We start from the raw sequence: 24696 nt of genomic DNA on the forward strand, positions 1-24696 counted from the left end.
TTATCAGGCTCTTCCTTTTAGTTTATCGGGCAATCCGTCGGACATGGATGCAATTAATTGGGCCTCTACGGCCAATTCCCCGCCGACAGTGGCCTTGCCAGCCATCTTCCAGATTGAGGCCTTGTGTTTCAAGAGCGTAAGCTCCATTATAAGCTGATCCCCAGGGATCACAGGCCTTCTGAACCTTACCTCATCCAATCCTGCAAACAGGACAAATTTATCATTGAGCCCGGCCTGGTCGCTGGCCTTTGCAAGTATAATCCCCGTCTGGGCCATGGCCTCAAGGATCAAGACACCAGGCATTATGGGAAACCCGGGAAAATGACCTTGAAAAAAAGGCTCATTCATGGTCACGTTTTTGAGCCCGGTTATAGATTTGCCTGGTTCCAGACTCAATATCCGATCAACCAGCAAAAAGGGATACCTGTGAGGCAAAAAAGACATGATATCATCCATATCAAACCGTCCTTGGCTATGCATCATCCTGACCCCCTGTATCCATGACCGTGCGATCATCACGGCCTGTCTCTAGACCTTCCTTGAGCCGCCTTATCTCCTTCTCCATCTCAGGCAGCCTTTTCAAGACATTCATCACCCTCAGCCACTGCTTATGGGGTATGGCTGGTATACCCGAGACCGCTTCGCCGGCAGGCACGCTCTTTGCGACACCGGACATCGCTCCCACCTTCACACCATCACCGAGCTCTATGTGACCCAAGATACCGGCATGTCCCCCGAGCATGACCCCAGAGCCAAGCCTGGCACTGCCGGCAATCCCCACCTGTGCCACAATTACAGCGCCAGGACCTATGGTCACGTTGTGGCCGATCTGAACAAGGTTGTCGATCTTTGTACCACGCCCTATCCTAGTCTCGCCGAATGTAGCACGGTCTATAGTTACGTTAGCCCCTATCTCAACGTCATCTTCTATGACCACGATGCCGATCTGCGGTATCTTGACCGATTCGTCACCGCGCCTTGCATAACCGAATCCGTCACTCCCTATTACAGCCCCCGCATGTATAGTCACCCTCTTCCCTATGCGGCATCCCTTATAAATCACCACATTAGGATATATGACACAACCTTCACCTATAGCCGCATCATCACCGATATAGACACCTGGATAGATCGTGACATAAGGCCCGATCACAACCCTGTCGCCAATATAGGCGTGGGCATGTATGCTTATATTATCCGATATCGAACAACCAGTGCCAATGCGGGCGTCGGCGTTTATTCCGGTTGCCTCAAATTCCTTTTTGTTGAAAAGCGATGCAACAATCGCACAAGCAAGATAGGGATCTCTGACTAAGACAGCCGGCCTGTCAATGGACAGCGGCCATTTTTCAGGCAGGATAAGCGCCCCTGCACTGCTTCGCCTCACATCTTCCTCAAGATAAGTACCTACTGCAAAGCTTATTTCATCAGGTCCAGCCAGATCCAATGACCGGATACCCCTGATCTCCAGCCTGCCTGATCCAACCAAGCGCCCGTCTACAGCCGAGGCTATATCTTTTAATTTAATGGTCCTGGTGCCCATGAAACCACCGTATTTAAAACACCCCACCCATCCTGAACTCCAGGTTGCTGCTGCTGTCCCCTGGTTTTTTGTCCAAGTTGTAACCCCATTCAATCCTGAGTGGACCCATAGGAGAAAGCCACCTTATGCCGAAACCGACCGATTTCCTCAGATCTGATAGGTCGTATGCATTGTGACTGTTCCAGACGTTGCCTGCGTCAAAGAACGTGACCCCGTTGAGACCCATATCCTTTACAATGGGGAAGATGGCCTCAAATTGCGCAAAACCCATATAGTCGCCGCCGATCCTCTCACCGGTATTGGGGTCTATAGGGCTTACATATTCATATTTATAACCCCTTATGGTATCTATGCCACCCAAAAAGAATCTTTCATAGATTGGGAGCTTGCCGCCGGAACTCTGTGTTACATACCCCGCGCCCCCCCTTATATGGCCGACGAGCTGCTTCCAAATAGGATGATAGTAGCTTGCAACCCCTTCCGTCTTTACAAAGGCACTGTCCCCACCGAGGAGGCCGCCTGCGTATTCCACGGAGATCGAATTGTTCCAGCCTCTTGACGGGAAATAAAAATCGTTGCGCGTATCATAGCCAAAGCCGAGACTTATGGACCTCGTGGCCTTTATGTCTATAGAATCCCGGATGATCTGTGAGGCGTTGGCTGAAACATGGGAAAGGGTGGTGTTGTCCCCCCTCAGACCAACAAATACCCTGAGTTCGTCTGTAAGCGGATACCCTACGCGCACTGTCGCGCCGGTGCTGTCTTTTGTATAATCGGCATAATCCACCCGCCAATTGTAGATATCGGTCCCGAAGGACCACCTAGTGTCAAAAAGATACGGCTCAATGAAACTCAACGCAAAACGGTTGGTCACAGAACCTAATATGCCTTTGAAGGACAACGTCTGGCCCTTACCTAGGAAGTTTCTCTGGCTTATCTCGCCCATGAACATGAGTTTATCCACGGAACTATAGCCTGCACCGATACTGAAGGTGCCGGTAGGTCTCTCCTTCACCTTGACGTCCAGGTTCATCGTGTCTTCACTATCCCCCTTGCTGGGAATGAGGCTCACATCTTCAAAATATCCAAGCCTATTTAACCTGTCCTTGCTCTTTTTAAGGCCTGTGGCGCTGAATGCATCAAGCTCCTTCACCCTGAGCTCGCGTCTTATCACCTTATCCCTCGTCCTGGTATTGCCAGTTATCTCGATACGTCCGAATTTCACCTTCGGCCCCTTGTTCACCACGAGGGTGATATTCACGACCTTCTTCTTGGGATCTTTTGTTATCTTAGGCGTTATGTCAGCATAGGCAAACCCCTGATCAGCATAAAGATCCGTAAGCTTTAGGATGTCCTGTCTCAGGACCTCCTGGCTGAATACCGATCTGCCCTTTATCTGCATATCGGCAAGGAGTTTTTTTGGATCGTGGAAATAATCCTCTTCTATCTCGATGTTTCCGACCCCGTATCTATCCCCTTCTTCTATTGGAATGGTTATATAGATGTCAGCGCCCTTCCTTGTCACAACCGGCTGACCCACCACTGCATCAACATAACCGTGGTTGTGATAAAAGGCGGCGATCCTGCCTACATCCCTGTCGAGGGCGTCGAATTTCAAAACCCCCTCCTCCCCTTTGATATAAGCCATTATATTTTTAATGCTGGGGTACCAAAACGGCTTCTTTTCCGAGGTCTCCATGAGACCCCTTAATTCTTTGCTTGAAAAGGCCTTATTGCCCTGGAATTTAATGGACTTTATCCTGGCCTTCTGACCCTCTGTGACATCAAAGATGACATCCGCAGCCTCGCCGGATACATTCCCAACCGAGACACCCACCTCTGTACCCAGATAACCCTTGTCTTCATATAAGGCCTTTATCTTCTGGGCCGCCTCCTGGAGGGCCTTTTCATTTATGACAGTATAGGGTTTTAGGCCTATCGTCTCCTTGATCTTGTCGTCCTTGATGTTCTTGTTGCCCTTTATCTTGATATCACGGATCGCTGGCTTCTCTTTCAGCAGAAAGGTGACGATCTTGCCTTTTGGACCGTCTTTTACATCGACCTGGACATCATCAAAATAACCCATCTTATAGATGGCCTTTATGTCGGATGAAATCCTCTGTGGGTCAAAAGGCTCACCGGCCTTGGTGGTTATGGAATCCCTGATTGCGTCGGTATCCACCCGCCTATTGCCGCTTATCAGGACCTGCCCGACCTTTGCAGGGGCTGCAAAGACCTCATTTATACGCCTCTCCGCCTGATCCAGCATACGGCTCATATCTTCCCGTCCACCCTGTACATATAGAGGCACAGGACTTGCCGCCGGATCTTTGAGGTCAAGCACACGCATGTCAAGACTGACCCTGCCTCCAAGCAGGCTTACACTTCCCCATACAGCAAATCTTGCATCCTTAGCCTTCGCCTCCTTTGCTATCCCGGTGACGCTGGCACCTGCCTCGGCACCACGCCCCTCGACAATAGAGTTTCCGGAAGAGCTGAACCTCCTCACCATGCCTTCCGTGACCTCATCCGCCAGACTCGAGCTCTCCTCTGGTCCGAAATATAAGAACCTCAGAAAGAACACCTTTTGAGATGCAGCCGCTGCCCCAGATGCCATGAAAACAGGGAGCAAAAAGGCCTGGAACATAATAAGACATGATATCCAGACCGGGCACACGGCCTTGCAGGTGAAAAACCTGCTGCCAGAAGTTGATAATTTCCCCAGAAAAAATCTTTGCTTGACTGTCATAATCAAAACTCTACCGAAGATTTATAAAATCCGCCCAGATCGCGCCTTCCCGACCCCGAAATCCTTGAGCTCGGAAGATGCCAGTTCGACCAACTTGCCGTCGATCAATCCTAAACACCGTTTCATCCGTATTGCAAGGGCGAGATTGTGCGTCACGATGACCATCGTGGTGTTATACCGGCTGTTCAAAGAAAAAAACAGGTCCGCCAACTTCTCGCCTGTGTGCTCGTCAAGATTGCCGGTGGGCTCATCCGCCAGAAGCAACCTGGGCCGTCTCACCATGGCCCTTGCAAAGGCGATCCTCTGCTGCTCACCGCCTGAAAGCTGTCCTATCTTGAACTCAGCCCTATTCTCAAGGCCGAGCTCCATGAGTATGTCCATTGCCGCCTCCTTTGCCTCTTTTCTATCCACACCAGCCACCAGACACGGCATCATTACATTTTCAACTGCAGTGAACTCCGGAAGCAGATAATGAAACTGAAAGACGAAACCCAACTGTTCATTTCTAAACCTTGAGAGCATGGAATCCTTCCAAGTAAAGACATTTTGCCCGAAATGTAGAACGGCGCCCGAACTGGGGGGCTCAAGCGTGCCTAGTATATGGAGCAATGAGGTCTTACCCACGCCCGATGCCCCGACTACGCCGACCACATCCCCTTCGAATATATCGCAATCGATCTCCTTCAGCACATTTACAACTATGCCGTTGGTCGAATAGATCTTTGAAAGACCTCGAATCGCTATGGCCACACCGGGATAGCGACCATGCAGGCCATTACCGATATCTATCCGCGCTGACATCAGGTAATCGAATCCTTCATGTTGCAGTCGTTGCAGTCCACTGACTCGTCACCGGCCTGCCTTTTCAGGAGTTGGTAATTTCCGCCCTCTATCCTCAGACACATACCTAGGACAATAGCATCAGCCACAGTCTTTCTCGCTGCGGCAAGGATGCGCCCGAATGTCTGCCTGGATACGCCCATCTTTAAGGCCGCCTCCTCCTGATCAAGCCCTTCGACATCGCTCAGACGGATGGCCTCGAGACCCTCAACCGAAAGCACGACCTCCTTGAGATTGCGCATAGGTATGCCGCGCGGCTTGAAATAAACGACCAATGGTTCCTGATTGACGATCCTACATTTGGGCGGTCTGGGCATAATCTCACCTCTGGATCAATCTGTCAAAACCAGTTTCAAGGCCGAAATACACCGCTCATTTTCATACGGCAGGCCTACGGTGATACGTATATGATCTGGGAAGCCGTATGCGGTCATGGCCCTTATGATTACACCCTGCCTCAACATGGCCTCATAGACCATCTTTGCGTCCCGGTGCACATCGACAAGCAGGAAATTGGTATGGCTCGGAAAGACGCGGCAGCCCAGCCCTGCAAGGCGCTCTGCAAGAAAAGACCGCCCGTCTAATGTGATCTTGAGGGTGTTGTTGAAGTGTTCTTTATCGTCAAGGGCCGCAAGCGCCCCTGCCTGGGCAAGGCTGTTGATATTGAACGGCTGCCTCACCCTCTCGATATACCCGGCAAGAACCGGATCCATTATACCATAACCCACACGGAGGCCGGCGAGCCCATAGGCCTTTGAAAACGTCCGGAGTGTAACCACACGGCCGTCGCCTCTTTCGAGATACTCAAGACCGCTCGGCGTCACGCCGCCCTGCACAAACTCCATATAAGCCTCGTCCATGACCACGAGGACCTCGTTCGGAAGGGCGTGAAGAAAGGCATCAAGCTCGCTGCGATAGATGACCGAACCAGTTGGGTTATTGGGATTGTCAAGGAAGATAACGCGCGTCTCCGGCGTGACGGCCGCCCTGATAGCGCCGAGATCGTGACGGCCGTCTCTTAAGGGCACGATGACATTTTTGCCGCCGGCTGCCTGAACCACCTTTGTGTAAACCAGAAAACTCGGGGCGCTGCTTATGACCTCGCACCCGCTACGCACAAAAACCCGTACCAAAAATTCTATCAGCTCATTCGATCCGTTACCCAACACAATCTGCGCAGGCGATACGCCGAATCTTTCTGCAAGGCGGTTTTTGAGATAATAAGAACTGCCGTCGGGATAGCGGTGCAACCTCCCAATGGCCTCTTCAATAGCCTTGAGTGCCTTGGGTGACGGACCCAGAGGGTTTTCGTTCGAAGCGAGTTTTATGGCATCTTTTATGCCGTATTCCCGCTCAAGCTCCTCGATCGGCTTCCCAGGCGTATATGGGACCAGCTCCTTTATGTATCCAGGGATACGAACTCCATCCGTGCATCTCTTATCAGTCATAGAACTCTCAAGGACTCCTCTCCAGCCTTGCATAAAGGGCTATTTCTTCCATGTCAAGCGACTTGTTTTCCTCAGCAGTTATTGCTACATTGAATTTCTTTTCGAGCTCGCAAAGCTCCCCCTTTTTGTTGTTAAACATATAAAACAACACCTTTGAAGGGGCCTCAAACACCAGTTCTTTTATGTCTTCACCTCTATGCGCAACAAGATACGACCTTATGGTCCTCATGTGGGAAAGGGCCAGCGTCTCCACAGACCTCTCGACGCCTCTGCCCTTGCAGTATGGACAAGGATGAAAAGTCACCATCTGGACAGGGGAGCTGATCTTCTGCCTTACAAGCTCCATCAATCCGAAACTGGAGATCTTCGAGATCTCTGTCCTTGCACGATCCCTCTTGAGACACTCCTTCAGGCGCCTTTCAATCTGCTGGCGGTAGCTCCTAGTCCTCATGTCAATAAAATCGATTACAATGATCCCGCCCAGGTCCCTTAATCTGAGCTGCCTCGCTATCTCTTCTGCAGCCTCGATATTTGTCTTGAGAGCGGTATCTTCTATATCCTTCTCCTTTACATTTTTCCCTGAATTGACGTCTATCGAGACCAGGGCCTCCGTAGGCTCTATCACTATATGGCCGCCTGATGGAAGTTCGACCCTTCGTTTGTATATCTCCTCTATCTGAGGCTCGATGCCAAAGGAGGTAAAGATCGGGATGTCTTCCTTGTATAAGAACAGATTAGCCACATGCCTGGGGGAAACGATCTTTAAGAAAGACTTGACTGTGCTGAATACCTGCTGGTTGTCAACCACTATATCTCTTACGTCCGAAGACAGGTAGTCCCTCAGAAACCTGGTAACTATGTCCCTGTCCGTATAAAGAAGCGACGGCGCCTGCGCCGCCCCGGCCTTTTTTCGAAGACTCTGCCACAACCTTAGAAGATAACCAAAATCCCTCCTGATATCCAACTTGGTCGCGCCAGCCGAAACCGTCCTTGCAATGAGCCCAATGCCTTCAGGCCTCTTGAGCTCGCTCAATATCTCCTTAACCCTCTTCCGCTCGGCCTCATCCTCTATCTTTCTTGAGACACCCGACTGATCGGAACCTGGCATGAGCACTAGATATCTGCCAGGGATCGAAAGATAAGTAGTCACCGCGGGACCTTTGACCGGCGTCTCCTCTTTTACTATCTGAACAAGGAATTCTTGGCCCTTTTTCAGTATTTCGGGCAATCTTTCTTTATTATCGGAATAGCCGTAATATTCAGGATGTATCTCATCGAACGGGAGGTAACCGTTCCTGGAAAGCCCGATATCCACAAAGGCGGCCTCAAGTGCAGGTTCTACGTTTACCAGCCTCGCCTTATAGATATTGCCCCTCGTCTGTATGTTTGTAACGGTCTCAAGCTGAAAGGCCTCAAGTCTACCGTTTTCAAGGAGTGCGACACGGCGCTCCTCAGGGGCATCCGCATTTATTACGATCCTGAGTTGCGCCTTTTTGCTGTCGTTTTTTCTCTTTTCCATATGCAAAAACCAGCTCCGATATGACCGACCGGCCTATTCTACACGGTCAGACGGAAAATAAAACGGTCTGCCGCCAAAAATCTTGCATTTTATAGACCCATCTCTCTCCATCCTGCGGAGCGCTTCCTTTAAAATATCCACCCCAGACCTTGTAAGGCTGGAGATATCTTCAATCGTAAGGGGCCTTCTTTTAAGCATCTCCATCAATTCGACCTCAAGGACGCCGCAAACCTCAGGCACACCGCCGCTACCCTTGAAACCGGCGATCACCTCGGCTGTCTCTCCCAATTCTATCTGGATATCTCTAAGCCTCTCCTCTGAGACAGGCCTTGCCCAATGCTCGGCAGGCGGCCTTGAGACGGTATTCAACTGCACCCTGTCCGGCATTATTGATTTTATCACCTCTTTCAGGGCCTCAATATCCTGGGGGCTGTCGTTTATACCCTGCACAAGAAGGACCTCAAGCCACATCCTGCCTGTCATTTCCCTGCGCAATCTGACAAGGCCTTCAACTATGGCCTCAAGCTTCACGCATAAGGCAGGCCTGTTGACCTTCCTGAAATGCCTTGGAATCACGGAATCGAGCGATGGAAGTATTATATCAGCGATCGTGAGATCAGCCCTTACCGCCGGGTCTGAAAGCAGTGTCGCATTGGTCAAAACGGCCACAGGACAGTCTGTAATACCCTTTGCAAAACGCAAAAGCTCGCCAAGCCGCAGATGGAGGGTGGGCTCGCCCGATGCGGTGAATGTGAGCGTGTCGAATTTTATCCCTCCGGAGACCACCGCCTCAAGTTCTTTCTTTATCTCTTCAGCCGGGATATACTCACTGCGCTCGCATGTGTAGCTTGCGCTGCGGCCCAGTTCACAATAAATACAATTTAAATTGCAGGTCTTAAGCGGGAGTATGTCAACCCCCAGGGAAAGACCAAGGCGCCTTGATGGTACGGGACCGAAGCAGTATTTCATAAAAAAATCACCTTGTAATTTCAGGATCTGTCAAACATGAAAACCGGATCACAGTGGACGCGCAAGGACATCGGAGAAATATCCATCGCCCTCCTAATCATCGTCATATCCACTCTCAGGAGCGGACCACCCAAAGAAGCAGCGGTCGATATGCTCCGTCACCTCTGGGCATATGCCATCTATAGCATAGCCACGGTGTTGATAATTATAGGCCTCACAAAAAAGATGTTCAAATATAAACCGACATGGCGGCAGATGGTCAAATGGGCAGTATTCCTAGCAGCCTTTTGCGCGGTAACGCAGTTTATGCACGAGACATTTTTAATGCTGACTGGTCAGGGAATGCCGTGACATGTTCACAAACACCATTCCGTCTTAAACCCCATCTAATCTATCAACCATGGACTCCGACATTTATGCCGGAGAGGAAATGGCATCCTCCCTTGAGCTGGACTGCCCCCCATGGCTATACAACAGCCTTTGATACACCTGGAGTTCCGGCACAGGACAAAAGGCAGCCGGCCGCTTGCCTCTGCGGAATAGGCGCCCATGGACGGACGCCAGCGGCATATTGTCTTCATGGATGAAAACTTATGCCGCATGGAGCGGCAAGCTGCCAGCCGCCCAGCGTGATGGGAGAGACAAAAAGGCAAGGCGGCCTTTTCATGTAAAGACAGCCCTGCCAAAATACCCTTTAAACCTACGGGGCTATTGTCATAGACCCATCGGTTGCATCCGTGGATATGTGGAAGCTGTTTAAAAACGACATGCCAAGCAACGACGGGCCAGGCTGGGTCCCAAAGGCCACCGACACATTGTCTTTAGAGAGCTGTCCTTCCACGGTGATATTCGAGACGGTGCAGCATGTCACCTGTATGGTAGCGCCACCAGCCACAGTAGCGCCACAAGGTGAGCACCTGGGATCGGTAGTGAGATCAGTAAAGCCTATGTAAGGCGCGATACTCTGGTCAAGCAAAACCGTATATGCCCCGGTATCTATGATGAAGTGGACCGCATATGGAGTACCGTTTGGGCCAGTCACCGTCCCGTTCACCTGATAGGAATTGGTGGTCGGGTCCAAAGGAACGACCACCTCGCGCCTTACGGCACTGAACGGTTCCGGCATGGACCAGTTGGCGTCGCCAAGCATACGGTACATGTATTCGCCGCTCAGGGAACCACGCGTCAGTTTAGATATCTGATAGAGATATTCAATCTGCCCGAACGCAGTCGGTTCGTTGAAATATATCTGATACCCGCCTGTCATCTCGCAGCCCTGGGCGTTGAACCTATGGCCCTGTACGGCCAGGGAGTTCGTGCAGACCTGATCGGAAGGGTTGCCGTATGACACGTAGAGCTGCTGCCGGCCGTGCGGGTCGTCCCAAATGCCGTTCAAGACGCCACGTTTTTCATACAGAAACAAGGGGTAATTCGTATAGGTGTATGGTTGCCCCTTGTAATATTCTGTAACCGTCCATGTGCCTGTTACGGGCTCGATATGGAGCACATAGTAAAGGAGCTCCCTCCATGAGGCGTAATTCTGGATGTCGTTCGGGTCCCCGATCAATACATGGATGATCATGTCCCCTTCCATGCCTATGAGCCGCATCCCGGCGCCGAAGCGTATCGGGATGGTGGAGACCACGTCCGTCTGTCCGTAAGGGATGGTGTTATCTGAAGCGCTGCCAGTGAAAGGTATAGCGATGGGCGTATTATGGACATCCGCCGCGTAATAGAGGAGCTGCGCATTATTTACAGGCTGACCCCACTGGCTGAAGTAGTAAAACTGCGGCCCGTTTGTCGGGTCGTAGCGATAGGCAAAGGTCTGGCCTGGCGCAAGGCTTTTGTGCTCTACCAGGACATAGAGCGCGCCTGACAAATCCTTTGTAATCGGAATGTCCAGATTGAGATCAAGCCAGTCAGAGGTGTTGAGCGTCATCTCGCCCGTGCTTTTTTTAATACTTTGTAGATAGACGGTGACATTGACAGTAGCAGGCGTTCCATTAGGAGTAAGGGAATTGGTGGCCCCGCCGGAGCCGTTGTTGGTAGCGGTTACGATCTCGTCTGTAAGGGTTATCGTGCCAGTAAACCTGGTAACATTATTTGTATCTACACAGGTAGGGATAAAAATACCATCGCTATTTTTTATACAATTAGGCACAGTGTTGGAATTTGAACAAATAGGTGCGCTAGTAGTGCTTGCGCCTAAACAGGTGGGAACAAAAGTAGCGCCAGTGCCAGTACCTGAACAGACAGGGGCAGTGTTTGTGCCTGTTGTGCAAATTGGGGTGCTATTAACAAATGGAAGCTTTGTTAAATCTATTCCAACAGTAAATGTAGCGGGCTGGCCTGGAGTAACAGTAGTACAAGTTCCAGGGCTCACGGTTATCCATGGATCGCTCGTAGATGCAAGGATACACTCTGTCTGTGTTGTGCTGGTAGTGGTAGATGATGTGGCTGTTGTGGAAAAAACGCTTAAAGTTACAGGGTTAGGGTTTGATAGCTGTTCTTTTGCAATGTAAAATTGCACCTCAGATGGCGACGCAACTACATCCGCCTGTGCGTTTTCATTAAAAATGGGCAGCGACAAAACCGGCAATACCAAGACATAAAATAAAAATCTCCACAGACGACTATACATAATTACGCCCCCCCATAATCATTCATAAATAAGCTTGCCCTTCCAAGGACCTTTTAAGACCCTCTCAACGCCGGATTTACGGCCTTTTTCTTTTTCTTCTTGATCTTCTTCTTTGCCTTTGCCTTCGGCTTCGCCTTCTCGAATACAGGCATCTTTGCCGGCTGCTCTATCACAGGGGCCGGTTCAGGGGCCGGCGGCGGCAACGGCTGGACCTCGACTGCTGGTTCAGGCGGGAGCGCCGGTATTTTATTCAAGGCCGTAACCAAGTCATCAATGAGGGTCTTTGAGGCCTCCTCGATGGCACGGTCTATCTGTACCCGCCTTGCAGGATCCGCCCATACCGACAATGGAGTCACTTGCTTTTCCACCCTATCGGCCCAGACAACCTTTCCTGTATAGGCATCTTGAAGGGCCAAACTCACCTGAACCACGCCCTCAGGGAGCCTCCCGCCCTTTGAGGCGAGATATGCAGCCCCTGCGCCGGCCGCACCCCAGGTAGCGGCATTGAGACCACGATAGCCGCTGTATCCACCGCTGTTCCTGGTGACCGCCGTGGCGAAACGCGGATTCGGCCCCCCGACTATCTCCGTCTCCTTGCCCTGGGCATTAAACGGCGTATGCGCCTGACTCCCCAGAAGGGCACCCAATGCCCCGCCTACGGCCATGTCCTGCCAGAGGTCGTAACTCTTCGATTCCGCTATGCCGAACAACCCGTTAGACGTGAAATCGAAGAAAAACGGCAGCACCCCCCTTTGGAGCAGGTTCATGTTATGACCATCTCTGATCTCATATTCAACGATCCTGCCGCGGAGCAGATAGTCGGCCTGGAAGCGGCGGCCTATCTCATTGACGATCTTTTGATTAAGACCTGTGGTGAAAGAGCCGGTCTGTTCTTTTGATATGCGCAAGGCCTCATTTTGTGAGACGATCTTTCCAATCTCATCCTGCATCGCCTCCGACCAGCCAGTCCCCAGCTCCCTTGCTATCATCTTGTAGTCCGACCCAGCGGATGTCTTTATGGGCTTGATCACGCCCAGGTCCACCAGGTTCTGGACCACGTCTTCCTCAAGTGGGGTATAGATCCCATGCGCAGCCAATTGATAAGACAACGCACTGTTCAGTTTCATCTGGCGTCTCAGCGCGTCGTCAGGGGTTGAGCCCTGGGTATAATCAGCCAACGGCAGAAGGACTATGCCTCTCCCCAAGGATCTTGGCGGCGGCTCAGCGCTTTTTATCGGTTCAAAAGGCTCTTTCACTACCTGTCCGCATCCGGAAAGAAATACGGCGGCCAGACAGATAAGGATCAATCTTGAAAAAAGTCCCCTGTGCATTTAATCCCTCCTCTTTATCACCCCGGCGTCCGGCGCCGCGCAAAGACCTCAGCCGGAAGCTCTCTAAGAGTTATGGCAATCAACATAATCAATATAGATATCGGTTCTTAAACCATCCGTCTTTAAAATCAATATACTATTTTTATTCAAAAGACAATTTTATGATCTTGTGATCTTGTAAAAAAAATCGTCAATGCAAGGCGCGCGGATCCTGGAGAATGAGGCGTACTTCCTGCTGTACGCCTCAGCGACAAAAGATGCAGCACAACACAGCAACAGCACTTGGCGACTTCTTGCGACGCCGTCAATTTTACAAACAGGATATGACAAAAAACGGTCTGAATGGACATCGAATGGATGATCATGGCCTTTTCTTGAAACCGGCTAATTAATGCTTGCATATCAGGACAAATTGGCTACATTTAGACGCCTATTGGAGAGGTGCCCGAGCGGCCGAAGGGGCGCGACTGGAAATCGCGTGTACGCCCAAAAAGGTGTACCGTGGGTTCGAATCCCACCCTCTCCGCCAATAAAACAACCCTTTTCAGCAGTCACCGTCAAGCGGCATCAAGGCCCTTTGACTTGGGCCCCTGTCAATTCCGAACTGATCTTGGCGGCCCTGTCCGTATTCATAAAAGACATGATCTGCGCCACCTTCTTGCTCTTCATGCCCTTTAGAATCTCTATCACGGTTGTGTCGTCCATCTTGTCCAGCATAGCGGCCGCCTTCTGTGGATCCATATAGTTATATACGCCTATCATATGCTGGATGCCTTCTCGGCCCGCATCCTTGAGCATATTGAGCGGCCCTTCGAGGCTTGCCTTGAGCCCTTTTAACTCCTTGATCTTCTCATCAAGCTCATTCTTCTCAAAATCAATATCCTTCGACTCCTTTTCCAGTGCCGCTTGCCTTTCCTTGAGCTCATCCAGACGCGCACGCAGCACCTGCATCACCTCGGGGCGACAACCGGCTCCGCTTGAGGCATTTTGTCCAAGGCCTTGCGGCACCCCACCTCCATCGCCGCTTCCCATTGACAAACCCGCTGGACTGCCAGCAGATCCAGGCACCTGCACCCCACCTCCTTGCACCACAGAAGCAGGCCGGCCTGCCGATTCAACGGCCGAGGCCCTGTCAAACCCAAGACCCACAAGGAAAAAGCCTGTAAGCACAAGCTTCGCCACGCCTGCAATCAACAACAGACGGGTCATGGTATAAATCGGCGCACCCGACTGTTTCTCAGGCCTTGTTTCTGCCATATCTCACCGCCGCCAGGTCATCTGCCTTTTTCTGTTCGGCATTCCGCTCCTGAAGCATGTATGCCGCAAAATCATCCTTTTTAAACCTCTCCACTAATTTTTCTTCCACATGCCGCCTGGCCAGGGCCTCTTTTGCCCGCTGAATGTGCGGTTCAAGCTCCAAAAGCATATTTTCGTACCGGTCTATCTCACTTGTCAGCATCTCGATATAATCTGCCTCCAGCCGGTATCTTCCGGCTGGCATGCCCTTTGCAAGACCGGCCTTGGCCTTCAGGTCAGCATCTTCTTTCGCCTTCGACAGGGCAGAGACGGCCGCTTGTGCATCGCGATATTGTTTCAAGAGACGGGCCAGCTCGAACCTGGCGGCCTCCACCTGTCTCTGTCTAAGCCGTAACAACGCCTCGAGGCGAAACCTATAGGCCATACCTCACCCGAACAGACCGATTAAGGCCTGTATGCTTGAATCATAGGGCGCCGGGACGTCAATGTCCTGCATTAAAAACTCCTTGACAGGCCGTATCTTTTCAATGGCGAAATCGATATCTGGATTGGCACCCCTGGTGTACGCGCCAAGGTTGATTATGTCCTCAGCCCTTTGATAGGTCGAGAGCACCTTTATAAGCTCCCGGTGCGCCTCGATCTGTCCTGGCGCAGCAATATCCCGCATAATCCTGCTTACGCTCTGGAGTATATCTATCGCCGGATAATGACCTTGATGGGCAAGCTCCCTTTTCAAAACTATGTGCCCGTCAACAATGGAACGCACCGCATCAGCAATGGGCTCATTCATATCATCGCCCTCGACGAGCACTGTATAGATGCCGGTAATACTGCCTGCACCTCTCTTTCTCCCCGTCCTTTCAAGCAGCCTCGGAAGTTGGGCGAATACGCTCGGCGTATAGCCCCTCGAGGTAGGCGGCTCACCGATGGCAAGCCCGACCTCTCTATACGCCATCGCAAATCGGGTGATCGAGTCCATCATGAGGATGACGTCTTTGCCCTGATCCCTGAAATACTCCGCTATCGAAGCGGCGAGGTAAGCCCCTCTCAATCTGATGAGCGGGGGCTGATCCGATGTAGCAACAACTATCACCGAACGCCTGAGACCCTCTGGTCCAAGGTCCCTCTCAATAAAGTCCCTGAGCTCCCTCCCCCGCTCGCCTATGAGGGCTATTACATTCACGTCGGCCGTCGTATGTCTGGCGATCATGCCCAGGAGGGTGCTTTTACCGACCCCGGAGCCGGCCATTATACCGATACGCTGCCCCTTGCCAAGGGTAAGGCAGGCGTTTATCGCCCTGACCCCTACATCCACAGGCGTATCGATGCGGGGGCGATCGAGCGGATTAAGCGGCTCGCCGTATAGCGGATACAATACATCTGCCCTGATCGATCCCTTGCCGTCTATGACCTCGCCGAGCCCATTCAGCACGCGCCCTATCAATCGAGGACTTACACATGCCTCGGCCCTGTTCGCCTCGACCCATATCCTACCGCCCGGCTCGATCCCCCTCATTTCGCCAAGGGGCATAAGCAATGTACGGCCTTGTCTAAACCCGACCACTTCGGCAGGCAGACGCCCCCCGTCTTCAACATCCACCCGGCAAATCGCACCAACCGGGGCGCCAGGCCCCTTACCTTCAAGGACAAGGCCGATAACCTGGTTGATTAGACCGCAAGAGCGCACCGATCTCACCTTTCTTGCTGCATCTATGTAAGAATCAAGATCAATCCGCATGGCCGTCTCCTGTCCGTCGTCCATCTAGGATCTTCTTGATGGCGTCGGCCACGACCTGCCATTTGCCGTCAACCGTTGCGTCTATGAGTCCGAAATCGGTCTCAATAATACACCCGCCTGGATCTATCCGACTGTCCGGCGTCAAGTTTACCGGATGGCCGCCTGCGATCCTGGCCTCTCTTTCGATAAAATCACTGGCGATCTCGACATCCCTCGGGTTGAGCCTTATATTGAGCGGACTCCCCTCCACAACCTGTTTAAAGGCCTCCTTAAGGCACAAGGCTATTGTTTCCGGTCTGGTCTCTATCTCGCGGTGTATAACGGCCTTTGATATCTCCATGCAGAGCCTGACGAGTTGAGGCTCATATTTGTCAATCACCGCAACCGCCTGCGACTGGATGGCGCTGACAACATCCTTGAGCCTCGCGCATCTGGTCTCATATTGTTTTCTGCCGAGCGCCTCGCCATCCTTTTGACCCTGGGCATAGCCCTGGTTATAGGCCTCGGTCTCTATATCAGCGGCCATTTTCCTAGCGTTTTCAAGGATGGTCCTCGCCTCTTCTCTAAGGGCCTCAGCCTCAAGCCTTGCGGCCTCAACGTCCCTTTCACATTCAAGATCCCCACGCCCAAACCCGACGCTAGGGTTGGAATGGGTACCCTCTTGCGCCAACGGCGCCGCATCAACTCCTTCCCGACCGGCGCCGACAAGCTCACAAAATGGACTGAAGGCACCGCCAGCGTCATTTGGCGTCTGTATGCCCTTTGAGCGCAACAGAGACATCTCATGCAAACCCGCCTTCTGCCGCTCCTTGGCCTTGATCACCCTAGACAAGGACGTCTTCCCCTCCCTTTGCGCTCAAGACTATCTTGCCTTCACTCTCAAGCCTTTTTGCCACCTTCAGGATGGCCTGCTGGTTCTTCTCCACATCCCTCAGCCTCACCGGACCCATTATCTCAAGGTCTTCCTTAAGCAAGGCACCAGCCCTCTCCGACATGTTCTTGAAAAATTTGGCCTTCAGATCGTCCGAGGCAACCTTAAGGGCAAATTTGAGCTCATCCATGCTCACCTCTTTAAGTATCATGATGATGGCCGCGTCATCGACATTTATGAGGTCCTCGAACTTAAACATCAGCTTCTTGATCTCCTCGGCCAAAGGCTCAGACGCAGCCTCTATCTTCTCAAGCAAGGTGTCTTCCATCTGCCTGTCGAGGTTGTTGAGTATATCGGCGACCTTAGCCACCCCGCCTACCTTCTTGGCATCACTCATCTCTACAGAAAAGAGCTCCTCCTCAAGGACCTTGTCTATCTCTGCCACTATATCAGGGCTGATCTTGTCAAGTTTGGCGATCCGCATTATGACGTCGGCCTGCAGATTCTCAGGAAGCTCACGCAATATGGCGGCCGTCTGGGAGGAATCGAGGTGTGCCAGGATGACAGCAATGGTCTGCGGGTGCTCGTTTCTGAGGAAGGCGACGATCGCCTTTGGCTCAAGGTGTGAAAGCTTTTGAAACGTAGAGGGATGGAGCTGCCTGACGATCTCTTCGTAGATCTTTTGCGCCTGCTCATAGGGCATTGAAGAAAACAGGACCTTTTTCAAGAAGTCCTCCACAGGCACCGCCACCTCGCCGCGGACAAGCCCCATCTTCTCCTGCACCTCATTCATCACCTTCTCGACCGCGTCCCCAGGGATATTCTGTATCTGCGCCATAAGGCGAGAAACCCTTCGGACCTCATCCTCGTGGAGGTGTTTAAACACCTCGGCCGCAAACTCCTCCCCCATTGCAAGGAGAAATATAGCGGCCTTGACGGCACCTGCCGGATTGCTCAGGTCTATCTGATTGGAATCCGACGTCTTGCTAGGCATTTTTTGTACCACCCGCCTCAGCTTTCTCTCTCAGCCATATCTTTACCAAAGCGGCCGCCCTTTCAGGATATGCATTCGCCATCTCCCTCAATCTCTCTCTAGCGTCTGGTATCGGATGGATGACCGGCGGTGGTGGAAACTCAAACTCCCCTTCTCCAGTCTCACCCTCGCCCGTGCGTGCACCAGACGGAACGGCCCCCGCCTCTTCCTTGCCGCGAGGTTTGAGGACGTAGCGATTGAACAGCGGGCGCAACACAAATACAATGAAGAGGACAGCTAAGATAATATTCATGAAAGGCGTCGCAAAGTACGAGGCCAGCTCGAACAACTTCGACGGGGCCTTTCCTTCGGGCTGCTGGGCCTTGAACGGCACGTTGACAACACTTACTTCGTCCCCACGTTTGGGATCAAATCCAATGGCGGCCTTTACGATACGATCGAGATTGGCCAACTCCTCCTGAGACCTCGGCGTATACACAAGCTCCTTGCCCTTTGGAAGGTAAGAACCATCGACCATGACGGCGACCGATATCTTTTTGAGCTTGCCAATGGAGGCGTTTATCTGTCTCTGTATCCTAGTGATCTCATAATTTGAGGTATCCTGGGTCTTTTGTCTGATCAAGGCGGGAGGCGCGCCACCGGCGCCAGTATTGGTCGCGGCAGGGCCTGTGACGTTGCCCTGCAGCTTGTCCGCAAGCCCCCCCTTTACGCCAGCCACGCCGCCAGCATTTTCTTGCGACGTATCTATCTCGCTGATCTTTTGTTCACTTCGTACCGCCGTCTGATCAGGGTCGTAGCGGTCCTCACTTGTCTGGACCTGGTCAAAATCTACATCAGTCGCAACCCTCACGACGGCCTTGTTAGGCCCCAAAACATCTTCCAGCATGCTTTGAATCTTATGCCTGTAGTAATCTTCCAGTTTTTTCTGATATGCAAGCTGGGTATTCGTCATCAAAGACTGGTCGTTTTCCTGATCTTTACTGTCATAAAGCACGCCTCCATCTGTATCGACCACAGACACGTTCTCTTTCTTAAGCCTTGGGACGGCGCTAGCCACCAGATGGACTATACCCTTTATCTGATTTCTGGAAAGCTCTTCGCCTGGTTTCAGTTGGAGCACAACAGAGGCCGTTGGTTCCTTTTTCTCGCTTGTAAAAAGCGATTCCTGCGGCAGGGCCAACAGTACCCTTACGCTGCGTATCTGAGGAAACCTCGAGATGGTCTTTTCAAGCTCCCCTTGAAGCGCCCGTTGGTAATTCACATGCTGCACAAAATCAGTGACGCCGAGGTTGGTCAGATCAAATATCTCGAAACCTACACTTCCCCTCGGAAGCCCGGCGCCAGCCAAAGACAGCCTTACATCATAGATCTTTTCCTCTGGAACACGTATGGCGGTGCCGTCGTTATACAACTGATAGGGCACGGATTCCTTCTTCAGCCATGCGGTAATCTCAGCTGCATCCTGGGGTGAGAGATCAGAGTAGAGCGGTTTGTAGACAGGGCGGTTTGCAATAAAAAAGATGACCCCGAAGACCGCAAACGCCAAGGCGACAACACTCGCAGCGACAACCTTCTGGCGCAGTGTCAGGTTCTGAGAAAGTTTTTTTATCTGTTCAAGCGCCTCCTGGGGAGTAGGCATATCAACCCTCACATTTCATCTGTGAATTCATAAACATACATCTGAAATATCCCCCTCGCCCTGCCCCCCTCTCGCAAGGCGAGGGGGAAGTTCTTCACTGATTACCCTAGAACTGCATCCTCATTACCTCTTCATATGCAGAAATGATCTTATTCCGCATTTGCACGAGGAGATTAAACGAGATGTCGGCCTTGGCTGCGCTTATCATTACCTGTGCCGTATCCACAGGCTGACCGGCTGCACTCAGTTCCGCGAGCTCTTGTGCGCGGACCATATCGCTATTTACGCCCTCGACGGCCTTGGTCAAAATATCGCCAAATCCACCGCGTCTCTGCGTACCGTTTTCCCCGTTTCCAATCCCCGATGCGCCCTTATTGCCACCCGTCGACATCTCGGCAGGACCGCTTATTTTCATTGCAACCTCCCTCCTTACTTGCTTACTTGCCTATCTCAAGTGTCTTAAGCGCCATTGACTTGGCCGTATTTATGGCGGTGACATTCGCCTCATAGGCCCTTGAAGCGGTCATGATGTCCACCATCTGCTCCATAACATTCACATTCGGCAGCTTCACCATGCCATTCTGATCTGCATCGGGATTGTTGGGGTCATAGACCTCCCTGAAAGGATCTTTGTCTTCTACTATCTTGGCGACCTTTACGACCTGAAGCGCGTCAAGCCCTTGCGAGAACCTGTCGGCAAAAGACACCCCGCCGCCTCCCTGACCCGTCTTGTTATACGGCTCGGCCGAAAAGACCACCGACTTGGGCCTGTAAGGTCCACCGTCAACGGTCTTTGTGACGTCCGCGTTGGCTAGGTTCATCGCTGCCACACCAAGCCTCGTCCTCTCTGCGGAAAGCCCGTAGGCGCTTATCTTAATGGCTGTAAAGAGATTCATACCTTGCCTCCTTCAGTAATAGCTGTCTTTAACATTTCAAACTGTTTAATCAAGGACTGTACGGTCTCCTGGAACCGGATATTGTTTATAGCGAGCTCAGCCATCTCGCTATCAAGGTCAACGTTATTGGGCGTCCCTCTCTCGTCTGAACGGACAACAACCGCATCTGCGCCATAACTACCGCCTGCTGTCTGGATATGGGCCTTGTCAGTAACCGCCAGCGAAGAACCCCCCATAGAAATCATATGACCTTGCGATGGCGCCTTCAAGGACATAGCCAACCCGCCCGGAGGATTGTCCAAATAACGTGCCATTATCTCCTTAAAAGGGACATCTTTTGCCTTGTAACCTGGCGTATCGAGATTTGTTATGTTTGAAGTGATGACCGTATTCCTCAGGGTCTCAAGCTCGATAGCCCGCTCTAACGTATTGAATATCCTGCCGAAAAGCTGCTTCACAGCACCACCCCCATCTGTCGGTATTCTGACAGCTTGTTTCTAAGCGTCCTTACGCTGATGCCGAGGAGCTTTGCTGCATGCGTCCTATTGCCGGCCGTCTTTGAAAGGGCCCGCTTTATCATCTCGCGTTCGAGGACGCCGAGATTGACGATCTCGCCTTGAGACGCCACAACGTCCAAGGAAGAACTGACGCCACCGGCCGTCGTATCAATCATGACATCGGCATCAGATTCATCGCCAAACATGTCGGCTGCCGTCACAACGCCTCCTGACGCAAGGAGCACGCCCCTCTCCACCGCATTCCTCAACTCCCTTATGTTTCCTGGCCACTGCATCGAAGTAATGGCCTTGATTGCATCCTTTGCAAATTCCAGTCCAACTTTTGCATATTGCTCAGAAAAAGACCTTAAAAAACACCCGGCAAGCAGCAAGAGGTCCTCTCTACGCTCCCTCAACGGGGGGAGTTTGAAGGAGATAACATTCAATCTAAAATAGAGATCCTCCCTGAATCGTCCAGAGGATATGAACGATTTTACATCCCTGTTCGTGGTGGCCACTACCCTCACATCGATCTTTACAGGACCGGTGCCGCCGAGCCTGTCTACCTCGCCCTCCTGAAGGACCCGTAAGAGCTTTGCCTGAAGCTGCGCCGCCATCTCCGTTATCTCGTCGAGCAACAAGGTGCCGCCATTCGCTAGCTCAAACTTGCCCAGTCTTCTGTATATGGCACCCGAAAAGGCCCCCTTCTCGTGGCCAAAAAGTTCGCTCTCTAGCAGCGTTTCCGGCAGGGCTGCACAGTTGACCGCCACAAACGGACCGCTTCTTTGGCTCATGCGGTGTATATATCTGGCCAACAGTTCCTTGCCGGTACCGCTTTCCCCCATAATCAAGACGGGGACACGGCTTGGGGCAATATTTGCCGCCTGGGACAGTATCTTTTTGACCCTGGGATTTGCAGTGATGATCTCGTGGCAATCTCCTGAACCGACAACATTGCCGTTGCCCGCCGGCAGCCCGCAGCCGGCCCCTTTCTGACCGACGCCTTTCAACTTAACCGGAGAAGGTCTGCCAAGCGCCCTCTTTACAGCCAGGACAAACGCCTCCATGTCAACTGGTTGACACAAAAAATCGGAGGCCCCTATCTGCATGGCCGCCACCGCATCTTCGATGACAGCGTTCCTGGCAAGCAATATAAAGCCAACCCCTCTATAGATATCCTGCAAGGCCCTTAGCAACTCGATACCATTTATCCCTCTTTTGGGATCATGGGCTATTATGACCAGTACAGCCCGGGCTTTTCTCAAGACATCCGCTGCGCCTGCAGCGTCGCCAGCGTTTACCGTATCCAAACCAAGCCCTTTTAGGCGATCGCGCATATCCCGCACCTCGTCATCGCCAAAAGAGACCAGCAAAACGCCGCCTTGCTTCGCCTCGGCTGCAAACACCCCCTGGCTCATCTGCCGCCCCCGCCGCTGTCCTGCCCAGTCCCCCTTTGGGCGTCTTTTTTTGTATGAAAGAGGTGTTTGGCTGGTCCGTTCAGGAGATCATCGGCCCCCAAGACAGCGGCGGCGGCCTCGGCCCATTGTCCTTTGCCCTTCGAGACCTCGCCCAACCTCTTCATAGCGGCATCGGTCATGCCTGCGCGGTATTCGGCAACGGCAAGCCTGAAGGTGCAGGATGGATCGTTCGGCTCTAGGGTCGTCAATTCGCTGTAAATTGCCCTAGCCTGGGTATAATCTCCGCGTCCAAATGCCTCGTCGCCCCATTCTGTCAAAAAACGTGCCTTCTCGACCCCAGAGAGCCTGCCCTTTATGCCCTGCCACAAAGACGACGCCTCGTCCCACCGGCCGAGATGGATGTCGGCCCTGAAGAGCATTGTCTCCAGCGCCTGCATCATATGGGCGGACGGTCCGAGACCGATGGCCTTTTTTGCCATCCGCCAGACCAAATTCCAATCCCCTTTCGATTGGGCGATTGCAGACCTGATCCACAGGGCATCCTGGTCTTGCTCAAGCCTCTTTGGATATCTGGCCTCCATGACGGCATAGACGGCCTCGGCCGATTCCATATCGCCTGAATCCACAGCCGTCCGGGCCCACGCAAGGAATAATCTGTGCCCGTTCGACGGACCAGCCTTCCATGCCTGATAAAACGCCCTCATGGCAGCCTCAGGACATCCGAGACTATCCCATGCAAGACCGACATAAATGAGATGTTCGGACGTGGAAAGCCAATCCGAGCCGTTTATAGACGAAAAGTGATAATTTAAGAGCGCAAGGGGTCTATGCGCATCAAAAAAGGCCTTGTCAAGGGCGAGGACCGCCTTTGCACCGGCCTCTTTTACATGCCCAACACCGAGACCGTCAGGGAATATCTTGACAAATGCCTTGGCCTCGCCCACTGCCTCGACAAATTCATCCTTGGCCATATACTGGTCTATGAGACCTGCCCAGACCCTCTGAGCGATATCTGACATCACAGGCCAAAAAGGACTTTGCTTGTCATTTCCGTCAAGAAACCCCCTTGCGGCATCCAGGCCGCCTTTAAGCCCCGAGACATCGGCCTTTGCCAGGATAGCGTCGGCGGCCATCGAGACCTCCTTCGAGACCGCCTTGACAAAGGCATCGTCTCCACCAAGTCTCGATGCATCCGCCACCATCTTCAATACATCAAGATATCTCCCGTTTTCGACCTTGAGCGACATGTAATCAATCATGGCCTCCTTGGCAATCGGGAGGCCAGGGGCCTCCCGGATGATCGTTGATAATATCTGTTCCTTTACAGGGTATTTATCTAAACCAAGGCGTGCTATCCTGGGCCCGGCCATCAACAGGATATTCAAGGCCCCTGTCCCCTTTTCGATCTCCATGACCCTGTATTTTGCAAAAACAGACTCCAAGGAATCAGGATACCTCTTGTTCAAAAGAAGATAGATCCGGACGGCGTCGAGCAGTCTTTTCTCTCGTCTGTACGACTCAGCTATGTTGTAAAGCGCCTCAGCGTCCTGATCTGGCGACTGCACCAGGTTCAGATAACGCATCCATGTCGCCCTCGCCTCCGCCTCCTTCCCTTTGGCAGCCAAGACCTTCGCCTTCAAATCAAGGAATTTAGGGACACTGAGGCCGATGTCAGGGTCTGCATCCTCAAGCCTTGCCATCTCTACGGACACCTCGTTGATATTCCCGCCTTCAACCGCCTTGACGGCAAGCGCTATCCATGCCGTTTTACCAACTAAGGTGTCAGGAAATTGACGTATAAGTTCCTTATAATAATCATTTTCGTCTTTTTTAATATTCAACAGCTTGGAATTTTTCATAAGTATCAAAAGGGCCTTTTGTCCCCACGGGCTATCAGGAAAACGTTTCGCCGTAGTCTTGAGATAGGTCACGGCCTCCGGGAGATAACCGGCCTTGAAATAGGCCTCGCCAAGCAGGCAGTTCGTCTCGGCGAATTCAACCGGATCGTTTGCAACCGCCGGAAGTATCTTGCGAAGCAGGGAGACCAGCTCAAAGGCCTTATGCCTGTCAGAGACAGGGGATGACTCGATCTCTTCTTGCAGGGCCTTGATCCTCGCCCTGACCCGTCCGAGGTCGCTTGGCGATCCTTGTGCGGACACGTCCTTTTCGGGCGATGCGGCACAGACCCTGCAAGGGCAGACGGTCACAGAAAAAACCAGGCACAAAAGACCTGTCAATACTCTATGCATGATACATCTTGACCTTAACCCTATCTTTGCGTACATCGGCATCTTAAATTAGAATCTATATCTATGATAGAATAAAGCAATCCGGATGCCACAGACA

At 52.2% G+C, this 24696-nt stretch carries 23 protein-coding genes and 1 tRNA gene; 3 read left to right on the forward strand and 21 right to left on the reverse strand.

Features of this window, described 5'->3' with window-relative positions; all coding sequences use genetic code 11:
• Positions 1-3: 3 nt before the first annotated feature.
• The 8 genes from fabZ to LGS26_RS00225 form a co-directional block, all read right to left on the reverse strand.
• Positions 4-480 (reverse strand): 3-hydroxyacyl-ACP dehydratase FabZ, encoded by a 477-nt coding sequence (gene fabZ / locus LGS26_RS00190; protein WP_407932055.1) that lies wholly within the window; start codon positions 478-480, stop codon positions 4-6.
• On the reverse strand, positions 473-1570 hold the full coding sequence (gene lpxD / locus LGS26_RS00195) for a UDP-3-O-(3-hydroxymyristoyl)glucosamine N-acyltransferase (RefSeq protein WP_237888692.1): 1098 nt from the start codon (positions 1568-1570) through the stop codon (positions 473-475). Before lpxD ends, fabZ begins: the two co-directional genes overlap by 8 nt.
• On the reverse strand, positions 1557-4190 hold the full coding sequence (gene bamA / locus LGS26_RS00200; RefSeq protein WP_237888693.1) for an outer membrane protein assembly factor BamA: 2634 nt from the start codon (positions 4188-4190) through the stop codon (positions 1557-1559). The genes lpxD and bamA overlap by 14 nt, the downstream gene beginning before the upstream one ends.
• 123 nt (positions 4191-4313) lie before the next feature.
• Positions 4314-5093: an ABC transporter ATP-binding protein gene (locus LGS26_RS00205; RefSeq protein WP_237888694.1), complete on the reverse strand. Its 780-nt coding sequence runs from the start codon at positions 5091-5093 to the stop codon at positions 4314-4316.
• Positions 5093-5449 (reverse strand): DUF134 domain-containing protein, encoded by a 357-nt coding sequence (locus LGS26_RS00210; protein ID WP_237888695.1) that lies wholly within the window; start codon positions 5447-5449, stop codon positions 5093-5095. The genes LGS26_RS00205 and LGS26_RS00210 overlap by 1 nt, the downstream gene beginning before the upstream one ends.
• Before the next feature lie 15 nt (positions 5450-5464).
• Positions 5465-6580 carry a histidinol-phosphate transaminase gene (hisC, locus tag LGS26_RS00215; protein WP_237888696.1) on the reverse strand — a complete coding sequence of 372 codons (1116 nt, stop codon included), beginning with the start codon at positions 6578-6580 and terminating at the stop codon, positions 5465-5467.
• A gap of 7 nt (positions 6581-6587) precedes the next feature.
• Positions 6588-8099, reverse strand: a complete 1512-nt coding sequence (locus LGS26_RS00220; protein WP_237888697.1) for an Rne/Rng family ribonuclease — start codon at positions 8097-8099, stop codon at positions 6588-6590.
• 33 nt (positions 8100-8132) lie between these two features.
• Positions 8133-9068, reverse strand: coding sequence for a radical SAM protein (locus LGS26_RS00225; protein WP_237888698.1), 936 nt, complete (start codon positions 9066-9068; stop codon positions 8133-8135).
• A gap of 36 nt (positions 9069-9104) precedes the next feature.
• Here LGS26_RS00225 and LGS26_RS00230 point away from each other — a divergent pair, with 36 nt between their 5' ends.
• A complete protein-coding gene (locus LGS26_RS00230; RefSeq protein WP_237888699.1) occupies positions 9105-9419 on the forward strand; it encodes a hypothetical protein in 315 nt (104 codons plus the stop codon).
• A 349-nt stretch (positions 9420-9768) separates the two neighbouring features.
• Here LGS26_RS00230 and LGS26_RS00235 read toward each other — a convergent pair whose 3' ends face one another.
• A complete protein-coding gene (locus LGS26_RS00235; RefSeq protein ID WP_237888700.1) occupies positions 9769-11229 on the reverse strand; it encodes a retropepsin-like aspartic protease in 1461 nt (486 codons plus the stop codon).
• Positions 11230-11233: 4 nt separating this feature from the next.
• Between LGS26_RS00235 and LGS26_RS00240 the strand changes: the two genes are divergently transcribed.
• Positions 11234-11590 (forward strand): hypothetical protein, encoded by a 357-nt coding sequence (locus LGS26_RS00240; protein WP_237888701.1) that lies wholly within the window; start codon positions 11234-11236, stop codon positions 11588-11590.
• A gap of 172 nt (positions 11591-11762) precedes the next feature.
• Here LGS26_RS00240 and LGS26_RS00245 read toward each other — a convergent pair whose 3' ends face one another.
• A complete protein-coding gene (locus tag LGS26_RS00245) occupies positions 11763-13040 on the reverse strand; it encodes a hypothetical protein (protein WP_237888702.1) in 1278 nt (425 codons plus the stop codon).
• Positions 13041-13475: 435 nt separating this feature from the next.
• Between LGS26_RS00245 and LGS26_RS00250 the strand changes: the two genes are divergently transcribed.
• Positions 13476-13569 (forward strand) — tRNA-Ser (locus tag LGS26_RS00250).
• A gap of 38 nt (positions 13570-13607) precedes the next feature.
• Here LGS26_RS00250 and LGS26_RS00255 read toward each other — a convergent pair.
• The 11 genes from LGS26_RS00255 to LGS26_RS00305 all read right to left on the reverse strand — a co-directional run bounded on the left by LGS26_RS00255 (position 13608) and on the right by LGS26_RS00305 (position 24599).
• On the reverse strand, positions 13608-14297 hold the full coding sequence (locus LGS26_RS00255) for a MotE family protein (protein ID WP_237888703.1): 690 nt from the start codon (positions 14295-14297) through the stop codon (positions 13608-13610).
• Positions 14278-14721: a flagellar export protein FliJ gene (gene fliJ / locus LGS26_RS00260; RefSeq protein ID WP_237888704.1), complete on the reverse strand. Its 444-nt coding sequence runs from the start codon at positions 14719-14721 to the stop codon at positions 14278-14280. Before fliJ ends, LGS26_RS00255 begins: the two co-directional genes overlap by 20 nt.
• A gap of 3 nt (positions 14722-14724) precedes the next feature.
• A complete protein-coding gene (locus tag LGS26_RS00265) occupies positions 14725-16059 on the reverse strand; it encodes a FliI/YscN family ATPase (protein ID WP_237888705.1) in 1335 nt (444 codons plus the stop codon).
• The gene (locus tag LGS26_RS00270; RefSeq protein ID WP_237889951.1) at positions 16025-16858 is read right to left on the reverse strand and encodes a FliH/SctL family protein; all 834 of its coding nucleotides are present in this window, start codon (positions 16856-16858) and stop codon (positions 16025-16027) included. Before LGS26_RS00270 ends, LGS26_RS00265 begins: the two co-directional genes overlap by 35 nt.
• A gap of 1 nt (position 16859) precedes the next feature.
• Complete coding sequence (gene fliG / locus LGS26_RS00275; protein ID WP_237888706.1) at positions 16860-17900, reverse strand: flagellar motor switch protein FliG; 1041 nt, start codon at positions 17898-17900, stop codon at positions 16860-16862.
• On the reverse strand, positions 17893-19539 hold the full coding sequence (fliF, locus tag LGS26_RS00280; RefSeq protein WP_237888707.1) for a flagellar basal-body MS-ring/collar protein FliF: 1647 nt from the start codon (positions 19537-19539) through the stop codon (positions 17893-17895). The genes fliG and fliF overlap by 8 nt, the downstream gene beginning before the upstream one ends.
• 106 nt (positions 19540-19645) lie before the next feature.
• Entirely contained in the window at positions 19646-19954 is a 309-nt protein-coding gene (gene fliE / locus LGS26_RS00285; RefSeq protein ID WP_237888708.1) for a flagellar hook-basal body complex protein FliE, read from the reverse strand.
• A 22-nt stretch (positions 19955-19976) separates the two neighbouring features.
• Positions 19977-20435, reverse strand: a complete 459-nt coding sequence (gene flgC / locus LGS26_RS00290) for a flagellar basal body rod protein FlgC (RefSeq protein WP_237888709.1) — start codon at positions 20433-20435, stop codon at positions 19977-19979.
• Positions 20432-20893, reverse strand: a complete 462-nt coding sequence (gene flgB, locus LGS26_RS00295; RefSeq protein ID WP_237888710.1) for a flagellar basal body rod protein FlgB — start codon at positions 20891-20893, stop codon at positions 20432-20434. Before flgB ends, flgC begins: the two co-directional genes overlap by 4 nt.
• Positions 20890-22350 carry a sigma-54-dependent transcriptional regulator gene (locus LGS26_RS00300; protein WP_237888711.1) on the reverse strand — a complete coding sequence of 487 codons (1461 nt, stop codon included), beginning with the start codon at positions 22348-22350 and terminating at the stop codon, positions 20890-20892. The genes flgB and LGS26_RS00300 overlap by 4 nt, the downstream gene beginning before the upstream one ends.
• Positions 22347-24599: a tetratricopeptide repeat protein gene (locus LGS26_RS00305; protein WP_237888712.1), complete on the reverse strand. Its 2253-nt coding sequence runs from the start codon at positions 24597-24599 to the stop codon at positions 22347-22349. The genes LGS26_RS00300 and LGS26_RS00305 overlap by 4 nt, the downstream gene beginning before the upstream one ends.
• Positions 24600-24696: the final 97 nt, after the last annotated feature.

This window comes from Dissulfurimicrobium hydrothermale, assembly GCF_022026155.1.
GTDB lineage: Bacteria > Desulfobacterota > Dissulfuribacteria > Dissulfuribacterales > Sh68 > Dissulfurimicrobium > Dissulfurimicrobium hydrothermale.

Bases quoted from the DNA above. Each gene is read 5' to 3' on its own strand.
- fliF (WP_237888707.1), bottom strand. From the start codon at position 19,539: ATGCCTACTCCCCAGGAGGCGCTTGAACAGATAAAAAAACTTTCTCAG.
- flgC (WP_237888709.1), bottom strand. From the start codon at position 20,435: ATGAATCTCTTTACAGCCATTAAGATAAGCGCCTACGGGCTTTCCGCA.
- fliE (WP_237888708.1), bottom strand. From the start codon at position 19,954: ATGAAAATAAGCGGTCCTGCCGAGATGTCGACGGGTGGCAATAAGGGC.
- LGS26_RS00210 (WP_237888695.1), bottom strand. From the start codon at position 5,449: ATGCCCAGACCGCCCAAATGTAGGATCGTCAATCAGGAACCATTGGTC.
- LGS26_RS00205 (WP_237888694.1), bottom strand. From the start codon at position 5,093: ATGTCAGCGCGGATAGATATCGGTAATGGCCTGCATGGTCGCTATCCC.
- LGS26_RS00225 (WP_237888698.1), bottom strand. From the start codon at position 9,068: ATGAAATACTGCTTCGGTCCCGTACCATCAAGGCGCCTTGGTCTTTCC.
- LGS26_RS00255 (WP_237888703.1), bottom strand. From the start codon at position 14,297: ATGGCAGAAACAAGGCCTGAGAAACAGTCGGGTGCGCCGATTTATACC.
- LGS26_RS00305 (WP_237888712.1), bottom strand. From the start codon at position 24,599: ATGCATAGAGTATTGACAGGTCTTTTGTGCCTGGTTTTTTCTGTGACC.
- LGS26_RS00265 (WP_237888705.1), bottom strand. From the start codon at position 16,059: ATGGACGACGGACAGGAGACGGCCATGCGGATTGATCTTGATTCTTAC.
- LGS26_RS00220 (WP_237888697.1), bottom strand. From the start codon at position 8,099: ATGGAAAAGAGAAAAAACGACAGCAAAAAGGCGCAACTCAGGATCGTA.
- LGS26_RS00245 (WP_237888702.1), bottom strand. From the start codon at position 13,040: ATGCACAGGGGACTTTTTTCAAGATTGATCCTTATCTGTCTGGCCGCC.
- LGS26_RS00230 (WP_237888699.1), top strand. From the start codon at position 9,105: ATGAAAACCGGATCACAGTGGACGCGCAAGGACATCGGAGAAATATCC.
- fliJ (WP_237888704.1), bottom strand. From the start codon at position 14,721: ATGGCCTATAGGTTTCGCCTCGAGGCGTTGTTACGGCTTAGACAGAGA.
- LGS26_RS00300 (WP_237888711.1), bottom strand. From the start codon at position 22,350: ATGAGCCAGGGGGTGTTTGCAGCCGAGGCGAAGCAAGGCGGCGTTTTG.
- fliG (WP_237888706.1), bottom strand. From the start codon at position 17,900: ATGCCTAGCAAGACGTCGGATTCCAATCAGATAGACCTGAGCAATCCG.
- fabZ (WP_407932055.1), bottom strand. From the start codon at position 480: ATGCATAGCCAAGGACGGTTTGATATGGATGATATCATGTCTTTTTTG.
- hisC (WP_237888696.1), bottom strand. From the start codon at position 6,580: ATGACTGATAAGAGATGCACGGATGGAGTTCGTATCCCTGGATACATA.
- bamA (WP_237888693.1), bottom strand. From the start codon at position 4,190: ATGTTCCAGGCCTTTTTGCTCCCTGTTTTCATGGCATCTGGGGCAGCG.